Origin of the sequence: Croceibacterium xixiisoli, from assembly GCF_009827305.1 — a bacterium.
In the GTDB taxonomy this organism is placed as follows: domain Bacteria; phylum Pseudomonadota; class Alphaproteobacteria; order Sphingomonadales; family Sphingomonadaceae; genus Croceibacterium_C; species Croceibacterium_C xixiisoli.
On record NZ_WTYJ01000001.1, the window covers coordinates 227,734 to 243,187 of the forward strand.

13 protein-coding genes are annotated in these 15,454 nt (G+C 63.2%); 6 read left to right on the forward strand and 7 right to left on the reverse strand.

Features of this window, described 5'->3' with window-relative positions; all coding sequences use genetic code 11:
* Nucleotide 1: 1 nt before the first annotated feature.
* The 5 genes from GRI97_RS01115 (at nt 2) to GRI97_RS01135 (ending at nt 5,340) form a co-directional block, all read left to right on the forward strand.
* Complete coding sequence (locus tag GRI97_RS01115) at nt 2-577, forward strand: PilZ domain-containing protein (RefSeq protein ID WP_161389312.1); 576 nt, start codon at nt 2-4, stop codon at nt 575-577.
* Between the two features lie 82 nt (nt 578-659).
* A complete protein-coding gene (locus GRI97_RS01120; protein WP_161389313.1) occupies nt 660-2,249 on the forward strand; it encodes an NAD(P)/FAD-dependent oxidoreductase in 1,590 nt (529 codons plus the stop codon).
* Nucleotides 2,249-2,668 carry a GtrA family protein gene (locus GRI97_RS01125; RefSeq protein WP_161389314.1) on the forward strand — a complete coding sequence of 140 codons (420 nt, stop codon included), beginning with the start codon at nt 2,249-2,251 and terminating at the stop codon, nt 2,666-2,668. The genes GRI97_RS01120 and GRI97_RS01125 overlap by 1 nt, the downstream gene beginning before the upstream one ends.
* 69 nt (nt 2,669-2,737) lie before the next feature.
* Nucleotides 2,738-3,772, forward strand: a complete 1,035-nt coding sequence (locus GRI97_RS01130; protein ID WP_161389315.1) for an NAD-dependent epimerase/dehydratase family protein — start codon at nt 2,738-2,740, stop codon at nt 3,770-3,772.
* On the forward strand, nt 3,769-5,340 hold the full coding sequence (locus GRI97_RS01135) for a hypothetical protein (RefSeq protein ID WP_161389316.1): 1,572 nt from the start codon (nt 3,769-3,771) through the stop codon (nt 5,338-5,340). Before GRI97_RS01130 ends, GRI97_RS01135 begins: the two co-directional genes overlap by 4 nt.
* A gap of 12 nt (nt 5,341-5,352) precedes the next feature.
* Here GRI97_RS01135 and msrB read toward each other — a convergent pair whose 3' ends face one another.
* The 3 genes from msrB to GRI97_RS01150 are packed head-to-tail and all read right to left on the reverse strand — an operon-like array spanning nt 5,353 to nt 8,055.
* On the reverse strand, nt 5,353-5,844 hold the full coding sequence (gene msrB, locus GRI97_RS01140) for a peptide-methionine (R)-S-oxide reductase MsrB (RefSeq protein WP_161389317.1): 492 nt from the start codon (nt 5,842-5,844) through the stop codon (nt 5,353-5,355).
* Nucleotides 5,845-5,872: 28 nt separating this feature from the next.
* Nucleotides 5,873-7,120 (reverse strand): ABC transporter permease, encoded by a 1,248-nt coding sequence (locus GRI97_RS01145; RefSeq protein WP_161389318.1) that lies wholly within the window; start codon nt 7,118-7,120, stop codon nt 5,873-5,875.
* On the reverse strand, nt 7,117-8,055 hold the full coding sequence (locus GRI97_RS01150) for an ABC transporter ATP-binding protein (protein ID WP_235917563.1): 939 nt from the start codon (nt 8,053-8,055) through the stop codon (nt 7,117-7,119). Before GRI97_RS01150 ends, GRI97_RS01145 begins: the two co-directional genes overlap by 4 nt.
* Before the next feature lie 89 nt (nt 8,056-8,144).
* Here GRI97_RS01150 and queG point away from each other — a divergent pair, with 89 nt between their 5' ends.
* Nucleotides 8,145-9,242, forward strand: coding sequence for a tRNA epoxyqueuosine(34) reductase QueG (gene queG / locus GRI97_RS01155; RefSeq protein ID WP_161389319.1), 1,098 nt, complete (start codon nt 8,145-8,147; stop codon nt 9,240-9,242).
* Here the strand turns inward: queG and GRI97_RS01160 are convergent.
* The 4 genes from GRI97_RS01160 to GRI97_RS01175 all read right to left on the reverse strand — a co-directional run bounded on the left by GRI97_RS01160 (nt 9,226) and on the right by GRI97_RS01175 (nt 15,314).
* On the reverse strand, nt 9,226-10,461 hold the full coding sequence (locus GRI97_RS01160) for an NAD(P)/FAD-dependent oxidoreductase (RefSeq protein ID WP_235917564.1): 1,236 nt from the start codon (nt 10,459-10,461) through the stop codon (nt 9,226-9,228). The two genes, queG and GRI97_RS01160, sit on opposite strands and share 17 nt — an antisense overlap.
* Nucleotides 10,462-10,587: 126 nt before the next feature.
* On the reverse strand, nt 10,588-12,399 hold the full coding sequence (locus tag GRI97_RS01165; protein WP_202392543.1) for a putative bifunctional diguanylate cyclase/phosphodiesterase: 1,812 nt from the start codon (nt 12,397-12,399) through the stop codon (nt 10,588-10,590).
* Between the two features lie 540 nt (nt 12,400-12,939).
* A complete protein-coding gene (locus GRI97_RS01170; RefSeq protein WP_235917565.1) occupies nt 12,940-13,200 on the reverse strand; it encodes a type II toxin-antitoxin system ParD family antitoxin in 261 nt (86 codons plus the stop codon).
* 197 nt (nt 13,201-13,397) lie between these two features.
* Complete coding sequence (locus tag GRI97_RS01175; protein WP_161389322.1) at nt 13,398-15,314, reverse strand: hypothetical protein; 1,917 nt, start codon at nt 15,312-15,314, stop codon at nt 13,398-13,400.
* Nucleotides 15,315-15,454 lie beyond the last annotated feature (140 nt).

A 15,454-nucleotide genomic window follows, 5' to 3' on the forward strand; every position in this document is an offset into this window, starting at 1 on the left:
TTTGAGCGGCGCGGAACTGCGTGGAGCGGCGCGATATGCGCTCCTGCTGCGCATCGCCAAGCTGATCGGCGATGGGTGCGAATTCCTCTGCGTGCTGCGCGATGCCTCCGCCACCGGCGTGGCGGTAAAGCTGTTTCACCGCCTGCCGGCCAACATGCCGCTGATGCTGGAAATGCCCAATGGCGATCGCCATCCGCTGCAACTGGTGTGGGAAAACGAAGGCAAGGCCGGTTTCCGCTTCCTGATGCCGGTGGAAATCGACCGTTTCATCGCCAGCCCCAGCCCCTATCCCGCGCGCCCGGTGCGGGCCAATGTGAATATTCCCGTCACCGCCGTCATCGCCGGCCGCCCGGCGCCTGCGCAGATCGGCAATATCTCGCAACAGGGCGCGCTGCTGACCTGTTCGGAACATCTTGCCGTCATGCAGCGGATCCGGATCGAAAGCCCGATGCTGCCCGGCCTGTTCGCGACTGTTCGCTGGCGCCGTGAAATGGATTACGGACTGGTTTTCGAAAACACTTTCACCCTGGCCCAACTGGCAGAATTGCTCGATACACTTCATCGCCGCCAGCACTGAATATTTCTTTCCAGCACTGTGACTTAAGGGGCTGGTAACCATTTTCCTTTACTCCGGAAATCACAAATCTCCGGGGGCTTTCATGACAGATTCGGCAAATGGTACGCGCGGTTCGATGGTTGTTGACGTGGCCATTATCGGCGCGGGGCCGGCTGGGCTGACCGCTGCCTATCTGTTGACCAAAGCGGGCAAGACCGTCGCGATCATCGAAAAAGACGCCACCTATGTCGGCGGCATCAGCCGCACGGTCGAACATGAAGGTTATCGGTTCGATATCGGCGGCCACCGCTTCTTTTCCAAGAGCCAGCAGGTGGTCGATCTCTGGAACGAGATCCTGCCCGACGATTTCATCCAGCGCCCGCGGATGAGCCGCATCTATTACGAAGGCAAATTCTATTCCTACCCGCTGCGCGCGTTCGAGGCGCTCGGCAATCTGGGCGTGCTCCGCTCCACCGCCTGCATGGTCAGCTATCTGTGGAGCAAGCTCTTCCCGATCAAGGACGTGAAAAGCTTCGAAGACTGGACCAGCAACCAGTTCGGCAAGAAACTCTATTCGATCTTTTTCAAGACCTATACCGAGAAGGTCTGGGGCATGCCCTGCAATGAAATGAGCGCCGACTGGGCCGCGCAGCGCATCAAGGGGCTTTCGCTCTGGGGCGCCGTGGTCGACGGCCTCAAGCGTTCGCTCGGTCTCAACAAGCGGCCCAATGACGGGCAGGCGGTCAAGACCCTGCTGGAAAGCTTCCGCTATCCGCGCCTGGGCCCGGGCATGATGTGGGATGCCGCGCGCGACAAGGTGGAGGCGACGGGATCGCGCGTCCATATGAACCACGCACTCAAACAGCTCGCCAGCGATGGCCAGGGCGGCTGGCGCATGACCGCGACCGGTCCCGATGGTGATGTCGTGATCCAGGCCGCCCATGCGATCAGTTCGGCCCCGATGCGCGAACTGGCCGCCCGGCTGCATCCGCTTCCGGCCACGACAATCAATGCCAGCCAGCTCAAATACCGTGATTTCCTGACTGTGGCGCTGATGATCCGTTCGGACGATCTGTTCCCGGACAACTGGATCTACATCCACGATTCGAAGGTCAGTGTCGGCCGCGTGCAGAACTTCCGCAGCTGGTCGCCCGAAATGGTGCCCGATCCCGATGTCGCCTGCGTGGGCCTGGAATATTTCTGTTTCGAAGGGGATGGTCTGTGGTCGCGCAGCGACGATGCTCTGGTCGCTCTCGCCACCCAGGAAATGGAAATCCTCGGCCTGCTCGATCCGAAAGACGTGATCGGCGGCGCGGTCGTGCGGCAGGAAAAGGCCTATCCGGTCTATGACGAAACCTATGCCGCCAATGTCGATGCCATGCGGCATGAACTGGAAGAACGGCACCCGACGCTGCATCTGGTCGGTCGCAACGGCATGCACCGCTACAACAACCAGGATCACGCGATGATGACCGCGATGCTGACGGTGGAAAATATCCTCGCCGGCGAACGGATCTACGACACCTGGTGCGTGAACGAAGACGCCGAATATCATGAAGCCGGCGATGAAGGCGCTGAACGCACGCTGCCGGCCGCACGCGCCGTCACCGCCGATCAGGCCGCCGCGCTCGCATCGGTGCGTGACGTGCCCGAACGGATTGCAGCAGCAGACACCACCCGCCAGGCCGCGTGATGATCGCCCTGGCGCGTCGGCTGCTGGCCGACACCTTCCTGCGCTACGTCGCCGCCAGCGGCGTGGCTCTCGCGGCCGATCTCTCGGCTTTCTTCGCTTTGGTGTTCGGCGGCATGCCCGCTGGCGCCGCCTCCGCACTGGCCTATTCCTTCGGCATCATTGTGCATTGGCTGATCGCCAGCCGCGCGGTGTTCATCGGCGATGTCGCGGAACGCGGCCGTGCCCGCACCCGGCAGAAGGCGCTGTTTGTCCTGTCCGCCTTCGCGGGGCTGGCCCTGACCACGGGCATCGTCAGCGCCGGTGCCGCGGTGGAGGCCAATCTGCTGCTCACCAAACTCGTCGCGGTGGCCACCAGCTTCGCGGCCAATTGGATGATCCGCCGCCGGCTGGTGTTTCGACTGGCCCCGGCAACCGCGTGATCCTGTCCGGGTGGCCCGCCGGTGCGGCGGGTCCGCCACCGGGCGCCATGTTTTCAGGGGAATTAGGCAATGGCATTCTATCTGGTTACCGGCGGTTCAGGCTTTGTCGGCACCTTGCTCGTGTCGCGCCTGCTGGATGAAGGGCATGATGTCGCCAGCATCGATCTGCTGCCGACCAGCCTGTCGCATCCGCGCCTGCGCGCCACCATCGGCGATATCCGCGACCGCGCCACGCTGGATGCCATCTACGCCACCGGCACGCCCGATGCGGTGTTCCATTGCGCGGCGCTGCTGGCCCACGGATCGATCAGCACGTCGGATATGATGTCGCACAATGTGGAAGGGACGCGTGTTCTGGCCCAGGCCAGCGCCGCCGCCCATGTGCGCAAGATCGTCTATCTGTCGAGCAATTGCCTCTGGGGCCGGGGCTTTGATCGCCCGGTCGATCTGGAACAGCCCGAACCATGCGAAGCCTATGGCGTCAGCAAGCTGGAAGGCGAACGCGTGCTGGCCGCGCTGGGTGACCGGATCGAAACGGTTGCCATCCGTTGCCCGACGATCATTGATGAAGGGCGGCTGGGCCTGCTCGCGATCCTGTTCGAATTCATTGCAGACGGCAATCGCGTCTGGCTGGTGGGCAAGGGGGACAATCGCTACCAGTTCATCTACGCCGCCGACCTGCTGAACGCGATGATCCGCGCCGCCCACGTTCCCGGCTCGCATGTGTTCGGCATCGGGTCGGACAATGTCCCGACCATGGCGGAAACCTTCCAGCATGTGATCGATGGCACGGGTAGCCGGTCCCGCCTGGCCGCCGTGCCCAAGGCGCCGATGATCGCCGCGATGAAGATCGCCCACCATCTGCGGATATCCCCGCTCGGGCCCTACCACTATCGCATGATCGCCTCGTCCTTCGTGTTCGATACCAGTCGCATCAAGCAGGTGCTCGGCTGGCAGCCTACGCTCACCAATGGTGAAATGCTGCTCAAGGCCTATCGCTATTATGACAGCAATCGCGCCGAAATAGCGGCCCGCGCCGATGTGTCCGCCCATCGGCAGGCGACGAAGATGGGCGTGATCCGCGTGCTCAAATATATCTCATGATCGTCACCGCCCGATCATCCACCCAGCCGGAAACTGCCACCGGCCGGCGCCCGGATGCCCAGGCGCATGGCTGGGCGCTGGACTGGGCGCAGGGGTGGAAGATCGCGGCGCTGGTCGCCTTCGCCGCCTGGGTGCTGGCGATTGGCGCTCGCCACGAACCCTGGTTCGATGAAGCGCAGGCCTGGCTGCTGGCGAGAGACAGCGGCCTGGTCGAACTGCTGGCTGAACGGGTTCGCTATGAAGGCACGCCGGGGCTGTGGCATGCCATCCTGTGGATCGCGATCCGCTGTGGCCTGCCCTATGCACAGTTTCAGCTGCTGCCGGCAGGCTTCGCCATCGCCGGGGCGGCGGTGGTGTTGTGGCGCGCGCCCTTTCCTGGCTGGATGCGCCTTGCGGTCATCTTTTCCTATTTCTTCGCCTATCAATATTCGGTCGTCGCGCGCAGTTACACGGTGGATCTGCTGCTGATTCCGCTTGCTGCCGCCTTCTTTGCCCAGCGCAGCGAAAGACCGCTGCGCTATGCGCTCGTCATCGGCCTGATCGCCAATCTCAACGCTCACGGCTTTCTCGCTGCGGCGGTGCTGGGGCTGGAACTCGCCTGGCACCTGTATCGCGCTGACCGCCTGCCGTTCGGGCGGCAGGGCCTAACCGGCTGGCAGGCGCTCGCCATCGCGGTCGCGTGCGGGCTCTTCGCCCTGGCCTGCGCCTGGCAGCCGGCGGACAACAACTATGTCCGGGCCGGGCAGGCCTGGATTTTCCGTCCCTTGATCGAAGGGCTAAACTATCTGCGTTATGCCTATGTGGATCGGCTGGCCCTGACCTCTGCTCCAACCACGCAGCTGTCTGCGGTGGAGGCGCTGGCCGGGCTGTTTGTGCTGGCCTTCTGCCTTATCCCCTTGATCGTCCTCGTCGGCAGAGGTCCCCATCGCTGGCTCTGCGTCGGGGTGACCGGTGTCCTTCTGCTGTTTTCGGTCACGACCTACGCCAACTATTGGCACAGCGGGCTGCTCTATCTGTTTTCGCTGTTCGCGCTGTGGATTTCCTGGCCTGCTTCGGTCGCCGCCCTGCGCCGCCATGCGATGATCGGTTTCGCCGTGATTGCGGCATTGCAGATCGTGCAGACCGCCAGGACGGGGATACTCGATGCACGGCATGTCTATTCGCCCGGGCGGGAACTGGCGCTGTTCCTTGCCGATTATCGCGCAAGCCATCCTGATGCCCGGATCAGCGCATTCGGCTTCAAGGCCTTTGCCGCGCAACCCTGGCAGCCGGGCAATGCTTTCGACGGAATTGCCGATCAGGCCTATGTCGACTGGTCGACCAGGGCTGCGTGGGAACCCTTTCCCAATGCCCATGCCTGGCAATCGATCATGCGCGAAACGCCCGATGTGATCGTTGCCTTTGCCCCGGCGTTCGATGCCGACAATCCCGAAGGGCGCATCGATGCCTGCCAGTCAGGCTATGTCCCGATCCGGTCCTTTGCCGGAACAATGGTCTTTCGCGGCTTCGTGGTGGAAGACAATTCGCTGGTGGTGCTGGAACGTCGCGACGCAATCGCCTGCCGCTGACGGGTAGCCCGCTCAGGTCGGCTGGAAATTCATCGCCACGCCGTTCATGCAATAGCGCAGGCCGGTGGGGCGCGGGCCGTCGTTGAACAGATGGCCCAGATGGCCGCCGCAATCGACGCAATGCACTTCGCGGCGCGGATAGCCGAGCTTGTGGTCCACCTTCGTGCCGATGGCGCCCTGCAACGGGCGGAAGAAGCTGGGCCAGCCGGTGCCGCTGTCGAACTTGGTGTCCGACGAAAACAGATTGTTGGTGCAACCTGCGCAGGTGAAGGTGCCCTTGCGGTGCTCCAGATTGAGCGGAGAGGAAAACGGCCGTTCGGTCGCCTCTTCGCGCAGCACGCTGAACTGTGCGCGGGTCAGCCGGCTGCGCCATTGTGCTTCGGTCAGATTGACCCGCAGCGGCCGCGCCTCGGCTGTCTCACCCCAGCCGCCGAACAGCGGAATGGCCACACCCGCGCCCAACAGGGCGAGTGCGGTACGGCGATCCGGGCGAAATGACGTCATGCTGGGCCTCCTCGGGCAGAACGGCTGTCTACGCCGCCTTGCCCGAACGCAGTCTGAACAGCCGGGCAAAAATCCCCCGCCGCTTGCGCCCGGCGCCCTGCGGACCCGATTTCATCACCCGCGTGCGGAACAGCCGTGATCCCACCCGAATGAACACCGCCACGCACACCGCCTGCCACGCCAGCGCCAGCGCATGCGGCCACAGCGCATCCTGCTGTGCCGCGCGGGACAGCATGGCGAAGGGGGAACTCAGCGGAAACGCCACCGCGATCAGCTCCACCGGCTGGCCGATCCGGTTGACCGTGGAGCTGGCGAAGAAAAACAGCAGAATCTGCGCCATGCTGGCCGGCATCGACAGGGTCTGCACCTCGCGCACCGTGGTCGCGAGCGATCCGATCGCCAGGAAGATCGACCCGAGCAACAGATAGCCGGCGGAAAAATACAGCACGCCAAAGGCCACGAACAAGGGCCAGCCCACCGCCGGCGTCGGCAGCACCGGCATGCCCGAACCGCCGAGCGACAGCACCAGCAGAATGGTGGAGGTCCAGACCGCGATCCCGACCATGGACACCGCCAGCATGGCGAACAGCTTGCCCAGGAACACCGCATCCATGGGGATCGCGGCGGCCAGGATCTCGATGATCTTGTTGCCCTTTTCCTCCACCAGGTTGGACAGAACCATGCCCGCCAGCACCATCATCAGCAGGAACAGCAGCAATTGCGCGGCCTGCGCCGTCGCCAGCCGGTCCTGCATCTGTGCCGCGCCGCTGGTGGTCACGGTTTGCACCGCCACCGGCGGAAACTGCGCCGGCTCCGTCTCCAGCGCGGCGGCCCCGATCATGCCCACCACGCCGCGCCACATGCTGCCGCGCTCCGCCGTGGCGGTCAGCACCGGGGCGGCCGGGGTGCCGCTCACGATCGCGGCCAGATTGCCGCCCTTCTCTGCCAGCGTTGCCCTGGCATCGAAGCTTTCCCCCGGCGGCACGGTCTGGATGATCGCCATGTCGGGCACCCCGCCGCTCAACTGCCGGGCGATCCGTTCGCGCGCGGCCAGCATGGCGGCGCCATCTGCCGCGCTCATGGCAATGCCGATCTGCGGCGCGGCCGCTTCGGTGCTCACCTGCCGGCCGATCCCACCCGCCAGCGCGCCCACCACCAGCGGGAACAGCGGCGCCAGCAGGAAGAAGATGAAGGATCGGCTGAACAGGATCGCGCCGATATCGCGCCGCGCCACCACCAGCGCCGCCTGCATCAGCGGCAGTCTGCCCTCGCTCATTGCCCGTCCTCCCCATCGGTGGCGCCGCTGGTCAGCGCCTCGGCCGCCGCCTGCCCGGCAATCGCCACGAAGGCATCATGCAGCCCAGCCCGCTCGATCGAAAGCGAGCGAATCCCAGCATTGCCGGCGATCAGCGCGCGCAGCAGCGGCTCCACCCCGCTTTCGGGCAGCGGAAAATGCCAAAAATTGCCGATCCGGCTGGTGTCGGCGGGCAGCGCCGCGCGCCATGGCCCGTCCGCATCGCTGGTCTCCAGCCGCACCTGCGCCGGAATCCGGTCGCGCGCGGTGTCGACCGATCCGGCATAGGGCACCTTGCCCCCGGCAATGATGGCGACATTTTCGCACAGGCGTTCGGCATGGGCGATCACATGGGTGGAAAACAGCACCGTCGCGCCGCGATCCGCCAGCGACCGAATCAGCCGTTCCAGCTTGCCCTGGTTGATCGCATCCAGCCCGCTGAACGGTTCGTCCAGCACCACCAGCCGCGGTTCATGCACCAGCGTGCCCAGCAATTGCACCTGCTGCGCCATCCCCTTGGACAATTGCCGGATCTGCCGCTCGGCCGCATGGCCCAGGCCATATTCCTCCAGCAAAGCGCGCCCGCGCCGCCGCCCCTCGGCCTGTGGCAATCCGCGCAGCGCCCCCATGAAACCGATCGCCTCATAGGCTTTCATCGCCGGGTACAGCCCGCGCTCTTCGGGCAGATAGCCGATCTGCCGGGCGATATCCTGTGGATTGGCATGGCCCAGCACCCGCCGTTCGCCCGAATCGGGCTCGATAATGCCCAGCAGCATCCGCAATGTCGTGGTCTTGCCCGCGCCATTGGGCCCCAGCACGCCATAGATCGTGCCCTGCGGCACTGACAGATCGACTCCGTCCACCGCCAGCGTCCCGTCGAACCGCTTGACCAGTCCGCGCGCTTCAATGGCCAGCATTCCGGTATTCCCGGAAATGATCGGCCCATTGCCCGTGTTGGCCGCTTGGCCTAGCCGCATTTGCATGATGACCGGCATAGCCGGGGCTTATGGACAGGAGCAAACCGGATTTGGTTAACGCGGCGGTGATCGACGGGCTGAAGGCGCGGCTGATCGATCAGGCGCGCGCGCTGGGTTTTGCCGCCATCGGTTTCGCCCCGGCAGAGGATGATCCGCTGCGCGCGGAACGCCTGCATGAATGGCTCGATGCCGGCTATCACGGCGATATGGCCTGGATGGCGGACCGCGCCGATGTGCGCCAGGGGCCGCAGAGCATGTGGCCCGATGCCGCCAGCGTCATCGCGCTCGGCATGTCCTACGCCCCCGATCATGATCCGCTCGCGCTGGAAGGAAACCCCGAACGCGCGCGCATTTCCGTCTATGCCCAGGGGCGCGATTACCATGACGTTGTGAAGAAGGCGCTGAAGGCGCTCGGCCGTTGGCTGGCCGCGGAAACCAAGGCCCTGGGGCTGGAGGAAGCGGGGATGAAGGTCTTCGTCGATACCGCCCCGGTGATGGAAAAACCGCTCGGCGAAGCGGCCGGGATCGGCTGGCAGGGCAAGCATACCAATCTGGTCAGCCGCGAACATGGCAGCTGGCTGTTCCTCGGCGCGATCTATTCCACCCTGCCTTTTGCGCCCGATGAACCGCATGATGGCAATTGCGGCACCTGCAATGCATGCCAGACCGCCTGCCCGACGGATGCTTTCCCCGCGCCCTATCGGCTCGATGCGCGGCGCTGCATCTCCTATCTCACCATCGAACACCACGGCCCCATTCCGGAAGAATTCCGCCGCCCGATGGGCAACCGCATCTATGGCTGCGATGATTGCCTGGCCGTCTGCCCGTGGAACAAATTCGCCAGCTCCGCCGCGCGCAACCGCGCCTTCATGGCCCGCGCCGAACTGATCGCCCCCCGGCTCGAGGAATTGCTCGCCCTCGATGATGCGGGGTTCCGCAGCCTGTTTTCCGGCTCCCCGATCAAGCGGATCGGGCGCAACCGCTTCGTGCGCAACTGCCTGATCGCCGCGGGCAACAGCGGCAATCCCGCCCTGCTGCCCCCGGTCCGCGCCCTGCTCAACGATGCGGACGACACCGTGGCGGAGGCGGCGAACTGGGCAGAGGCGGAACTTACAGCATCTCCTTGATCGGGATGTCGACATCGGCCAGCACCTCGGGCGCGATCGCTGCCCGCGCTTCCACCAGCTTGCGCCCTTGGGCGTAATCCTTGGTCCGGTTGACGCAATCGAGCGCAATCACTCTGCCATGGCGCAGATAGATCACCGAGAAAGACCGCTCGGCCACATCGCCGCGCAGCACCGTGGCATCATGGCCGATGCTCAGCCCCACGGTCTGCAGCCGCAGATCATATTGGTTGGACCAGAACCACGGCACCGCATGATAAGGCTGCGCCGTGCCGCAGATCATCCTGGCCGCCGCAGTCGCCTGGTCATTGGCGTTCTGCACGCTTTCCAGCCGGATCACCGCCCCATCGGCAAAATCATTGGCATGGGCGGCGCAATCGCCCACCGCATAGATGTCGGGCAGGCTGGTGCGGCTGTATTCATCCACATCCACCCCATTGGCCCCCGAAGCCCCGGCGGCGATCAACGGGCCGATCGCGGGGATGATGCCGATCCCGGCCACCACGATGTCGCAGGCGATGGCGCTGCCATCGGCAAAGCGCGCGCCGGCCACCCGCCCGGTCATGCCATCCATCGTGCCGGTCAGCTCCACCAGTTCGGTTTCCAGCCGCAGATCCACCCCATGCGCGCGATGTTCCGCTTCGTAGAAGGCAGACAAATCCGGCCCCGCCACGCGCGACAGCAGCCGATCCTGCTGTTCGATCAGCACCACCTCGGCCCCCAGCTTGCGCAGCACGGCCGCCGCTTCCAGCCCGATATAGCCCCCGCCAACCACCAGCGCCCGCCGCGCGCCGCCTTCCAGCTCGGCCATCATCCGGTCCACATCGGCCCGGTCGCGCACATAATGCACCCCGCTCAACTGCGCCCCGGGGCAGGAAAGCCGCCGCGGATCACCCCCAGTGGCCCAGATCAGCGTGCCATAGGTCAGCGCTTCACCATTGCTCAGCGTCACGGTTTTGGAGGCCGGATCGACCTTCACCACCGGGCTTTCCAGCCGCAGCGTGATCGCCTTGTCCTGCCAGAACTGCAGCGGGCGGATCAGGATACGCTCGAACGGCTTTTCGCCCGACAGATACTCCTTGGACAGCGGCGGCCGCTCATAGGGCGGATTGGCATCGCGCCCGACCATCAGGATCGACCCCTCAAACCCCGCCTGGCGCAGGGCAATCGCTGCCTGGGCCCCGGCATGGCCGGTACCCACGATAATGATATCCGCCGTCAAATCCGCCTCTTCCCTTTGTGGTGTTTGGCGCTGTTCTATCACCTCTGCCGCAACAGGGTAGTGCGTGAAGGTTGGACGCGGGCGGGGAGTGATTGGAGGCACGCCCGCCCGAGACATGGTGAGCACTCACCCCTTCGGAAGGCACATTTCCAAAGGCTGCGCCCGGCCCATCAGCAGCGCCGTCGTGGCATGGCGATCCACCGCGCGAGAGAACAGATAGCCCTGGCCCAGTTGGCAGCCGAAATCCTGCAAATGCCGCGCCTGTTCCTCGGTCTCGATCCCCTCGGCCACGACGCGGATGTCGAGCTTCCCGGCTATCCCGATCAGCCCCTCGACAATCGCCCTGTCGGCCTCATTGGGTCCCAGCCCGTCGACAAAGCTCTTGTCGATCTTGATGATATCGACCGGCACCGTGCGCAGGTGAGTGAGGGAGGCGTATCCGGTCCCGAAATCATCCAGGGCCACGCGCAGCCCTTTTGTCCGCAGCGCCTCGATGGATTTTTGCACCGCGCGATTGCCATCCCCCATATAGACGCTTTCCGTCACCTCCAGGATGACGTGTTTGAGCGGAACATTCTGCCGCTCGAACGCGCCAACCAAAACATCATGGAAGGTGCAACTGTGCATGTCGGCGGAGGAGACGTTGATGCCAACATGCTGAAACGGAATACCCATGTCGAGCCAGGCGCGAACATCGGCGGCCACCAACTCCACCATCCGCTCCGTCAGGGCCGCGGCAACATGCACATCGGTGGTCGCTTCGTGGAATGAGCTGGCAGAGATGATCTCCCGGCCAATGCGCATCCGGCACAAGGCTTCGAGCCCGACAATCTCGCGCGTGTCGAGCCGCACGATCGGCTGGTAATATCCATCGATCCGGTCTTCGCGCAGTGCCGCATCGACATCCCTGATGGCGGTCAGGCGCTGGGTTATTCTGGTGCCGAGACCAGGCCAGTATCGCACGAACCCCCCGCGTCCGGTCTCCTTGGCATGGTAGAGCGCAAAATCCGCGTTCTGGCGCACGCGCTCGGGAACCCGCTCTCCTGCTCCCAGCACGGCTCCACCAATTGTCGCGCGGGGAACGATCACGTGCCCGCCGCAATCCGCCGGGGTCAGCATTGCCGTCAGGATTCGGTCAGCCATCCCCTCCAGATCATGCAGCGCCTCGGGGGACTGGATAATGATCGCGAACTCGTCACCGCCGACCCGAAACATCCGCTCGGGCGATGCGGCGGCCAGAATCCGCTCGCCGGCCACTTTCAGCAGGCCGTCGCCAGCGTAGTGGCCGAATGTGTCATTCGTGACCTTCAGATTGTCGAGGTCCACCACGAACAGCGCCCAGGACCCTGGCACCTCGCAGTCAAGCGACGCGAGCGCGATGTTGAACGCGGCCCGGTTGGGCAAACCCGTCAGAGCGTCGGTGAACGCCCGTCGCTCATGTTCGGCAACGCGCTGATGGCGGTCGATGGCTATGATGAGCAGGTAAACGCAATGCTGGACGATTTCCTGCTCTAACGCGGTCGGCCCGCGATGCTCTCGGTAATAGAAGGCAAAGGTTCCGATGGGCGCATTCTGGGCATCAAGGATCGGGCTGGACCAGCAGGCGCGCAGCCCGATCGGGAGCGCCAGGTGCTTGTATTTTTCCCAGCGAACATCCGTCTCGATGTCATGCGCGGCAACATCGGTCCGGAGGTAGGCGGCGGCCCCGCAGGAGCCTGTATGCGGTCCAATGGGCAACCCGTCGAGCGCTGCCGAATAGGAATCCGGCAGGCTGGGCCCGGCCAGCGGGTGAAGGATGCCGGCCTGATCCACCGTCAGGACCGAACAGATCGCCCCGTCTACCAGCCTCTCGACCTCGATGCAGAGCCGGGCGGCGGTATGCGCCAGCGTGTGCCCCTTCGCGATCATCTCGAGAATGATGTTATCAAGCTGTAGCAAGGTACCTCGATCCCCGGCGACATGGGGAACAACCCGAAGGCCAAAATGCGGTCAACGAAGCATGAAACAATTTTCTGGACTTGAACCGTACTCACCCTCTTCGCCGGCGCGGTGGTTCGGTGCTTACCGACAGGTCACCTGGCGAGGAAGGGATTGTCAAGGATCGCTGCGCAAGGCCTCAAGACTTTCAAGTCCGAAAATGGAATGAACCGCCCCATGCGCTTTGACGACGCCCGATAACAGCGACTTCGGGGTAGAGTATTGTCGGGAAACGTATGTCTGTTCCATTCACCGACCCCCTATGTCCGTCCCCAACACCCGCGACACTCGCCTGCGACCCCGCCCGCAACACCCGTTAGCAACCCCCGCTCGTGCTGAGCCCGTCGAAGCACAGCCACAAGGTTTGCCTCGTCCGGGAGGCCGGAGCGCAGTCTTCGACGGGCTCGGGCCGGGCGAGTGAGGGCTGCGTTTAGAGCAGTTCCTAGGCGTCAGAGCAGGCGATCTTCAAAATCACCATCCGCCTGCTGCGAAATGATGATCTCAGCCATTTCCGGATGCAGCCGCCTTCTTGCCCTTCGCCCGCGTGATAATGGCTTCCATGTCGAGTGGTCCGGCAACACCGCTGGCCTTGCCACGATCCCATGCCTCGCGCAGCGCCCGCAATTCTTCCTGTCGGAACTCGCGCCGCTCACTCCACAGCCGCATGGCATCGCGCACGACTTCGCTGGCAGAGGCATATTCACCCGCTTCGACGGCGGCATGGATTTTCGCGGCCATCTGATCGGGGACCACCACAGTCATTCTTTCATATGCGTCCATGGATCCGTCACTCACGCTGGTATGATATATTCATAATATCTCATAACCGGATGCTGTTCGACGGGACGCGATCGGCCTTCGACGGGCTTAGGCTGCACGGAGTTTGATGAAAGGCTGCGGCTGGTAAGCGCCAACCCTAACGGAGGAATTGGCTTCGAGCACGCATGACGCGCCCTACGTCAGATGAGCTTTAGCTTGTCAAACAAGGCTCCGTTTCGGCGCTGCGCGTCGCGTAGCACTTTCCCGTAGTCTAGCACTTCGTAGTATGCGTTGTAATTCCGACTATAGCCGTAGAAGCCTTGGCCGTCCGGGAGCATGGTCGCATCTCGTTCTTTTAACACTTGCTTTAGTTTTGGTGTGAGGTCGCAGACCACGTAGCAGGTCGTCGGGATATTAGGGCTGGCGACCGCGATCGGACGTCCATTCGCATCCAGCTTTGTGCCGGAGCGGACTTTGTCGATCACAGCGAATACCTGGTTCAGCGGATTTACGTCGTCGGTATAGTCGTCGCGCATGGGCCGCTTGAACTCGACCACGGTCAGGCTGTTCAGAGGCTGCGGTCCGTCGCCGAGCAAGTATTCTTGGTCGAAGGCGATTAAGTCAGGGCGTAGCGCTGCATCGGATTCAAGCCCGTCAATCGACCGCAGCTGCCTGTCGGAATGGATTACTCCATAGGAATTCAGGCGCTCGTCCAGCAACCAGAGGTTCTGCTGCGAATAGAGCGTGTCATCGGTGCTCGACCTCATCGGAAAAATGATCTGGTGAAGGATTCTCTCCAGCGGATACCGGCCGTCGCTATTCGAACTCAGCGCCTTCTCGAAAAGCTGGAGGATGATCTTCCGGTGCGCGACGTACTGGGCAAGCGCCGCGACGCCGAGCTCGTTGTTGTTCTCCAGGAAATGCGACAGGCGCTCCCGGTAATCCTCGTAGTCGTCCAGCTTGGCCGCCTCGACTATGATCCGACTGCCCTCCTTCTTTAGCTCGACCTCCCGCTGGTGAAGTTCGCGGTGTAGCGCCAACTCCAGCTCGCTCTTGGTCCCGCTAGGCGGAATGCGGTCGATGAACTCGTCGGCGCGCTTGAGCAAGACGCGATAATGTGGCGCGTCGGTGGCGACGTAGCTGCGGATCCGCTCTAGCTTGCTTGAATTGATGTCGGCGAGCACCTCGGACAGGTCGTTTCGCACAAAGTCAAGGCAGGCGTTACGGATTTCCGCCCGCTTGAGATTTGGCACGAGCATGGTGCCCTGTGAGGCCTCGTCATCGGTGTCGTCGTCGATGTCAAACGCCGTCCGCTCCTGGTTGACGTGCTCGTTCAGGAAGCTGCCGGTGACCACTGCGAGATAGACGAATGTTTCTCCGTTGCCGTCCGTCAGACGGCCCGACAGATTCTGGACGAAGTTGTCCAAATTCTCCGACAGCACCGCGCGTTCGTCGGCACAGTATATAAGCCTATGACGGGCGGTGCGCGGCAGGGTTAGTCTAAAGCCGTGAACGGTGAAGTCTTGATCCTTGATGCTGAACGTTGTGCGCGTGGCGTTCTGGCTGAATCCCTCTTCGAAGAAGGCGTTTAGCGACAACCGCTGCTTCCCGGAGCGCAGTTCGATCCGTGGACAGCTCGGCTGCATCAGCAGCAGGATGAAGTGTTCGCACATCCGCAGCGCAATGTGATCGAGGTCGAGGGTTAGTTCGCTTCGGTAGGGTTCCTGGAAGCCAGACAGATTAATGGAAGTCGCAACTTTTGCGTCCCTGGCTGTTTCCGCCTCAACCTGATCGGGATCATATTTGGGGTCAAAGACGAACTTGCGGCGGAGTCGGCCTTCGCCCTCGGCCTCGAACACGCTGTCGATTTCAACCTTGTCGAACGCCTTTAGCCAAAGGAAGCGGCCCACACCTTTACCGCCCTTCGCGAACTTATATTCGGAATAGGCGGTGTTGAACGAGTCCATGTTCTCGTCGGTGAATCCTACACCGTCGTCATAAATGACGAAGCGCTCGATGCGATCGATGTCGTCGATCTTGAGTGAAGGGGCCTCGACGATGTTCACGATGATCGAGCCTTGCACGCCCCGATCTTGTATCGACTGAACGGCGTTCATCACCGCCTCAAACACGGGAAGGAGAGGCTTCCACTTGGGCAGCTTTGTCTGCCTGATCTGACCCGAGAGACTTGCGCGAAACATTCAATGCTTGTGCGGTGAAATGCCAACGGACGCCACCCGAAATTCTCAACTGCTCA

Excerpts from the sequence above, each read along its gene's own strand:
- GRI97_RS01120 (WP_161389313.1), top strand. The coding sequence starts at position 660 with ATGACAGATTCGGCAAATGGTACGCGCGGTTCGATGGTTGTTGACGTG.
- GRI97_RS01125 (WP_161389314.1), top strand. The coding sequence starts at position 2,249 with ATGATCGCCCTGGCGCGTCGGCTGCTGGCCGACACCTTCCTGCGCTAC.
- GRI97_RS01130 (WP_161389315.1), top strand. The coding sequence starts at position 2,738 with ATGGCATTCTATCTGGTTACCGGCGGTTCAGGCTTTGTCGGCACCTTG.
- GRI97_RS01135 (WP_161389316.1), top strand. The coding sequence starts at position 3,769 with ATGATCGTCACCGCCCGATCATCCACCCAGCCGGAAACTGCCACCGGC.
- msrB (WP_161389317.1), bottom strand. The coding sequence starts at position 5,844 with ATGACGTCATTTCGCCCGGATCGCCGTACCGCACTCGCCCTGTTGGGC.
- GRI97_RS01145 (WP_161389318.1), bottom strand. The coding sequence starts at position 7,120 with ATGAGCGAGGGCAGACTGCCGCTGATGCAGGCGGCGCTGGTGGTGGCG.
- GRI97_RS01150 (WP_235917563.1), bottom strand. The coding sequence starts at position 8,055 with ATGCTGGCCATTGAAGCGCGCGGACTGGTCAAGCGGTTCGACGGGACG.
- queG (WP_161389319.1), top strand. The coding sequence starts at position 8,145 with ATGGACAGGAGCAAACCGGATTTGGTTAACGCGGCGGTGATCGACGGG.
- GRI97_RS01170 (WP_235917565.1), bottom strand. The coding sequence starts at position 13,200 with ATGACTGTGGTGGTCCCCGATCAGATGGCCGCGAAAATCCATGCCGCC.
- GRI97_RS01175 (WP_161389322.1), bottom strand. The coding sequence starts at position 15,314 with ATGAACGCCGTTCAGTCGATACAAGATCGGGGCGTGCAAGGCTCGATC.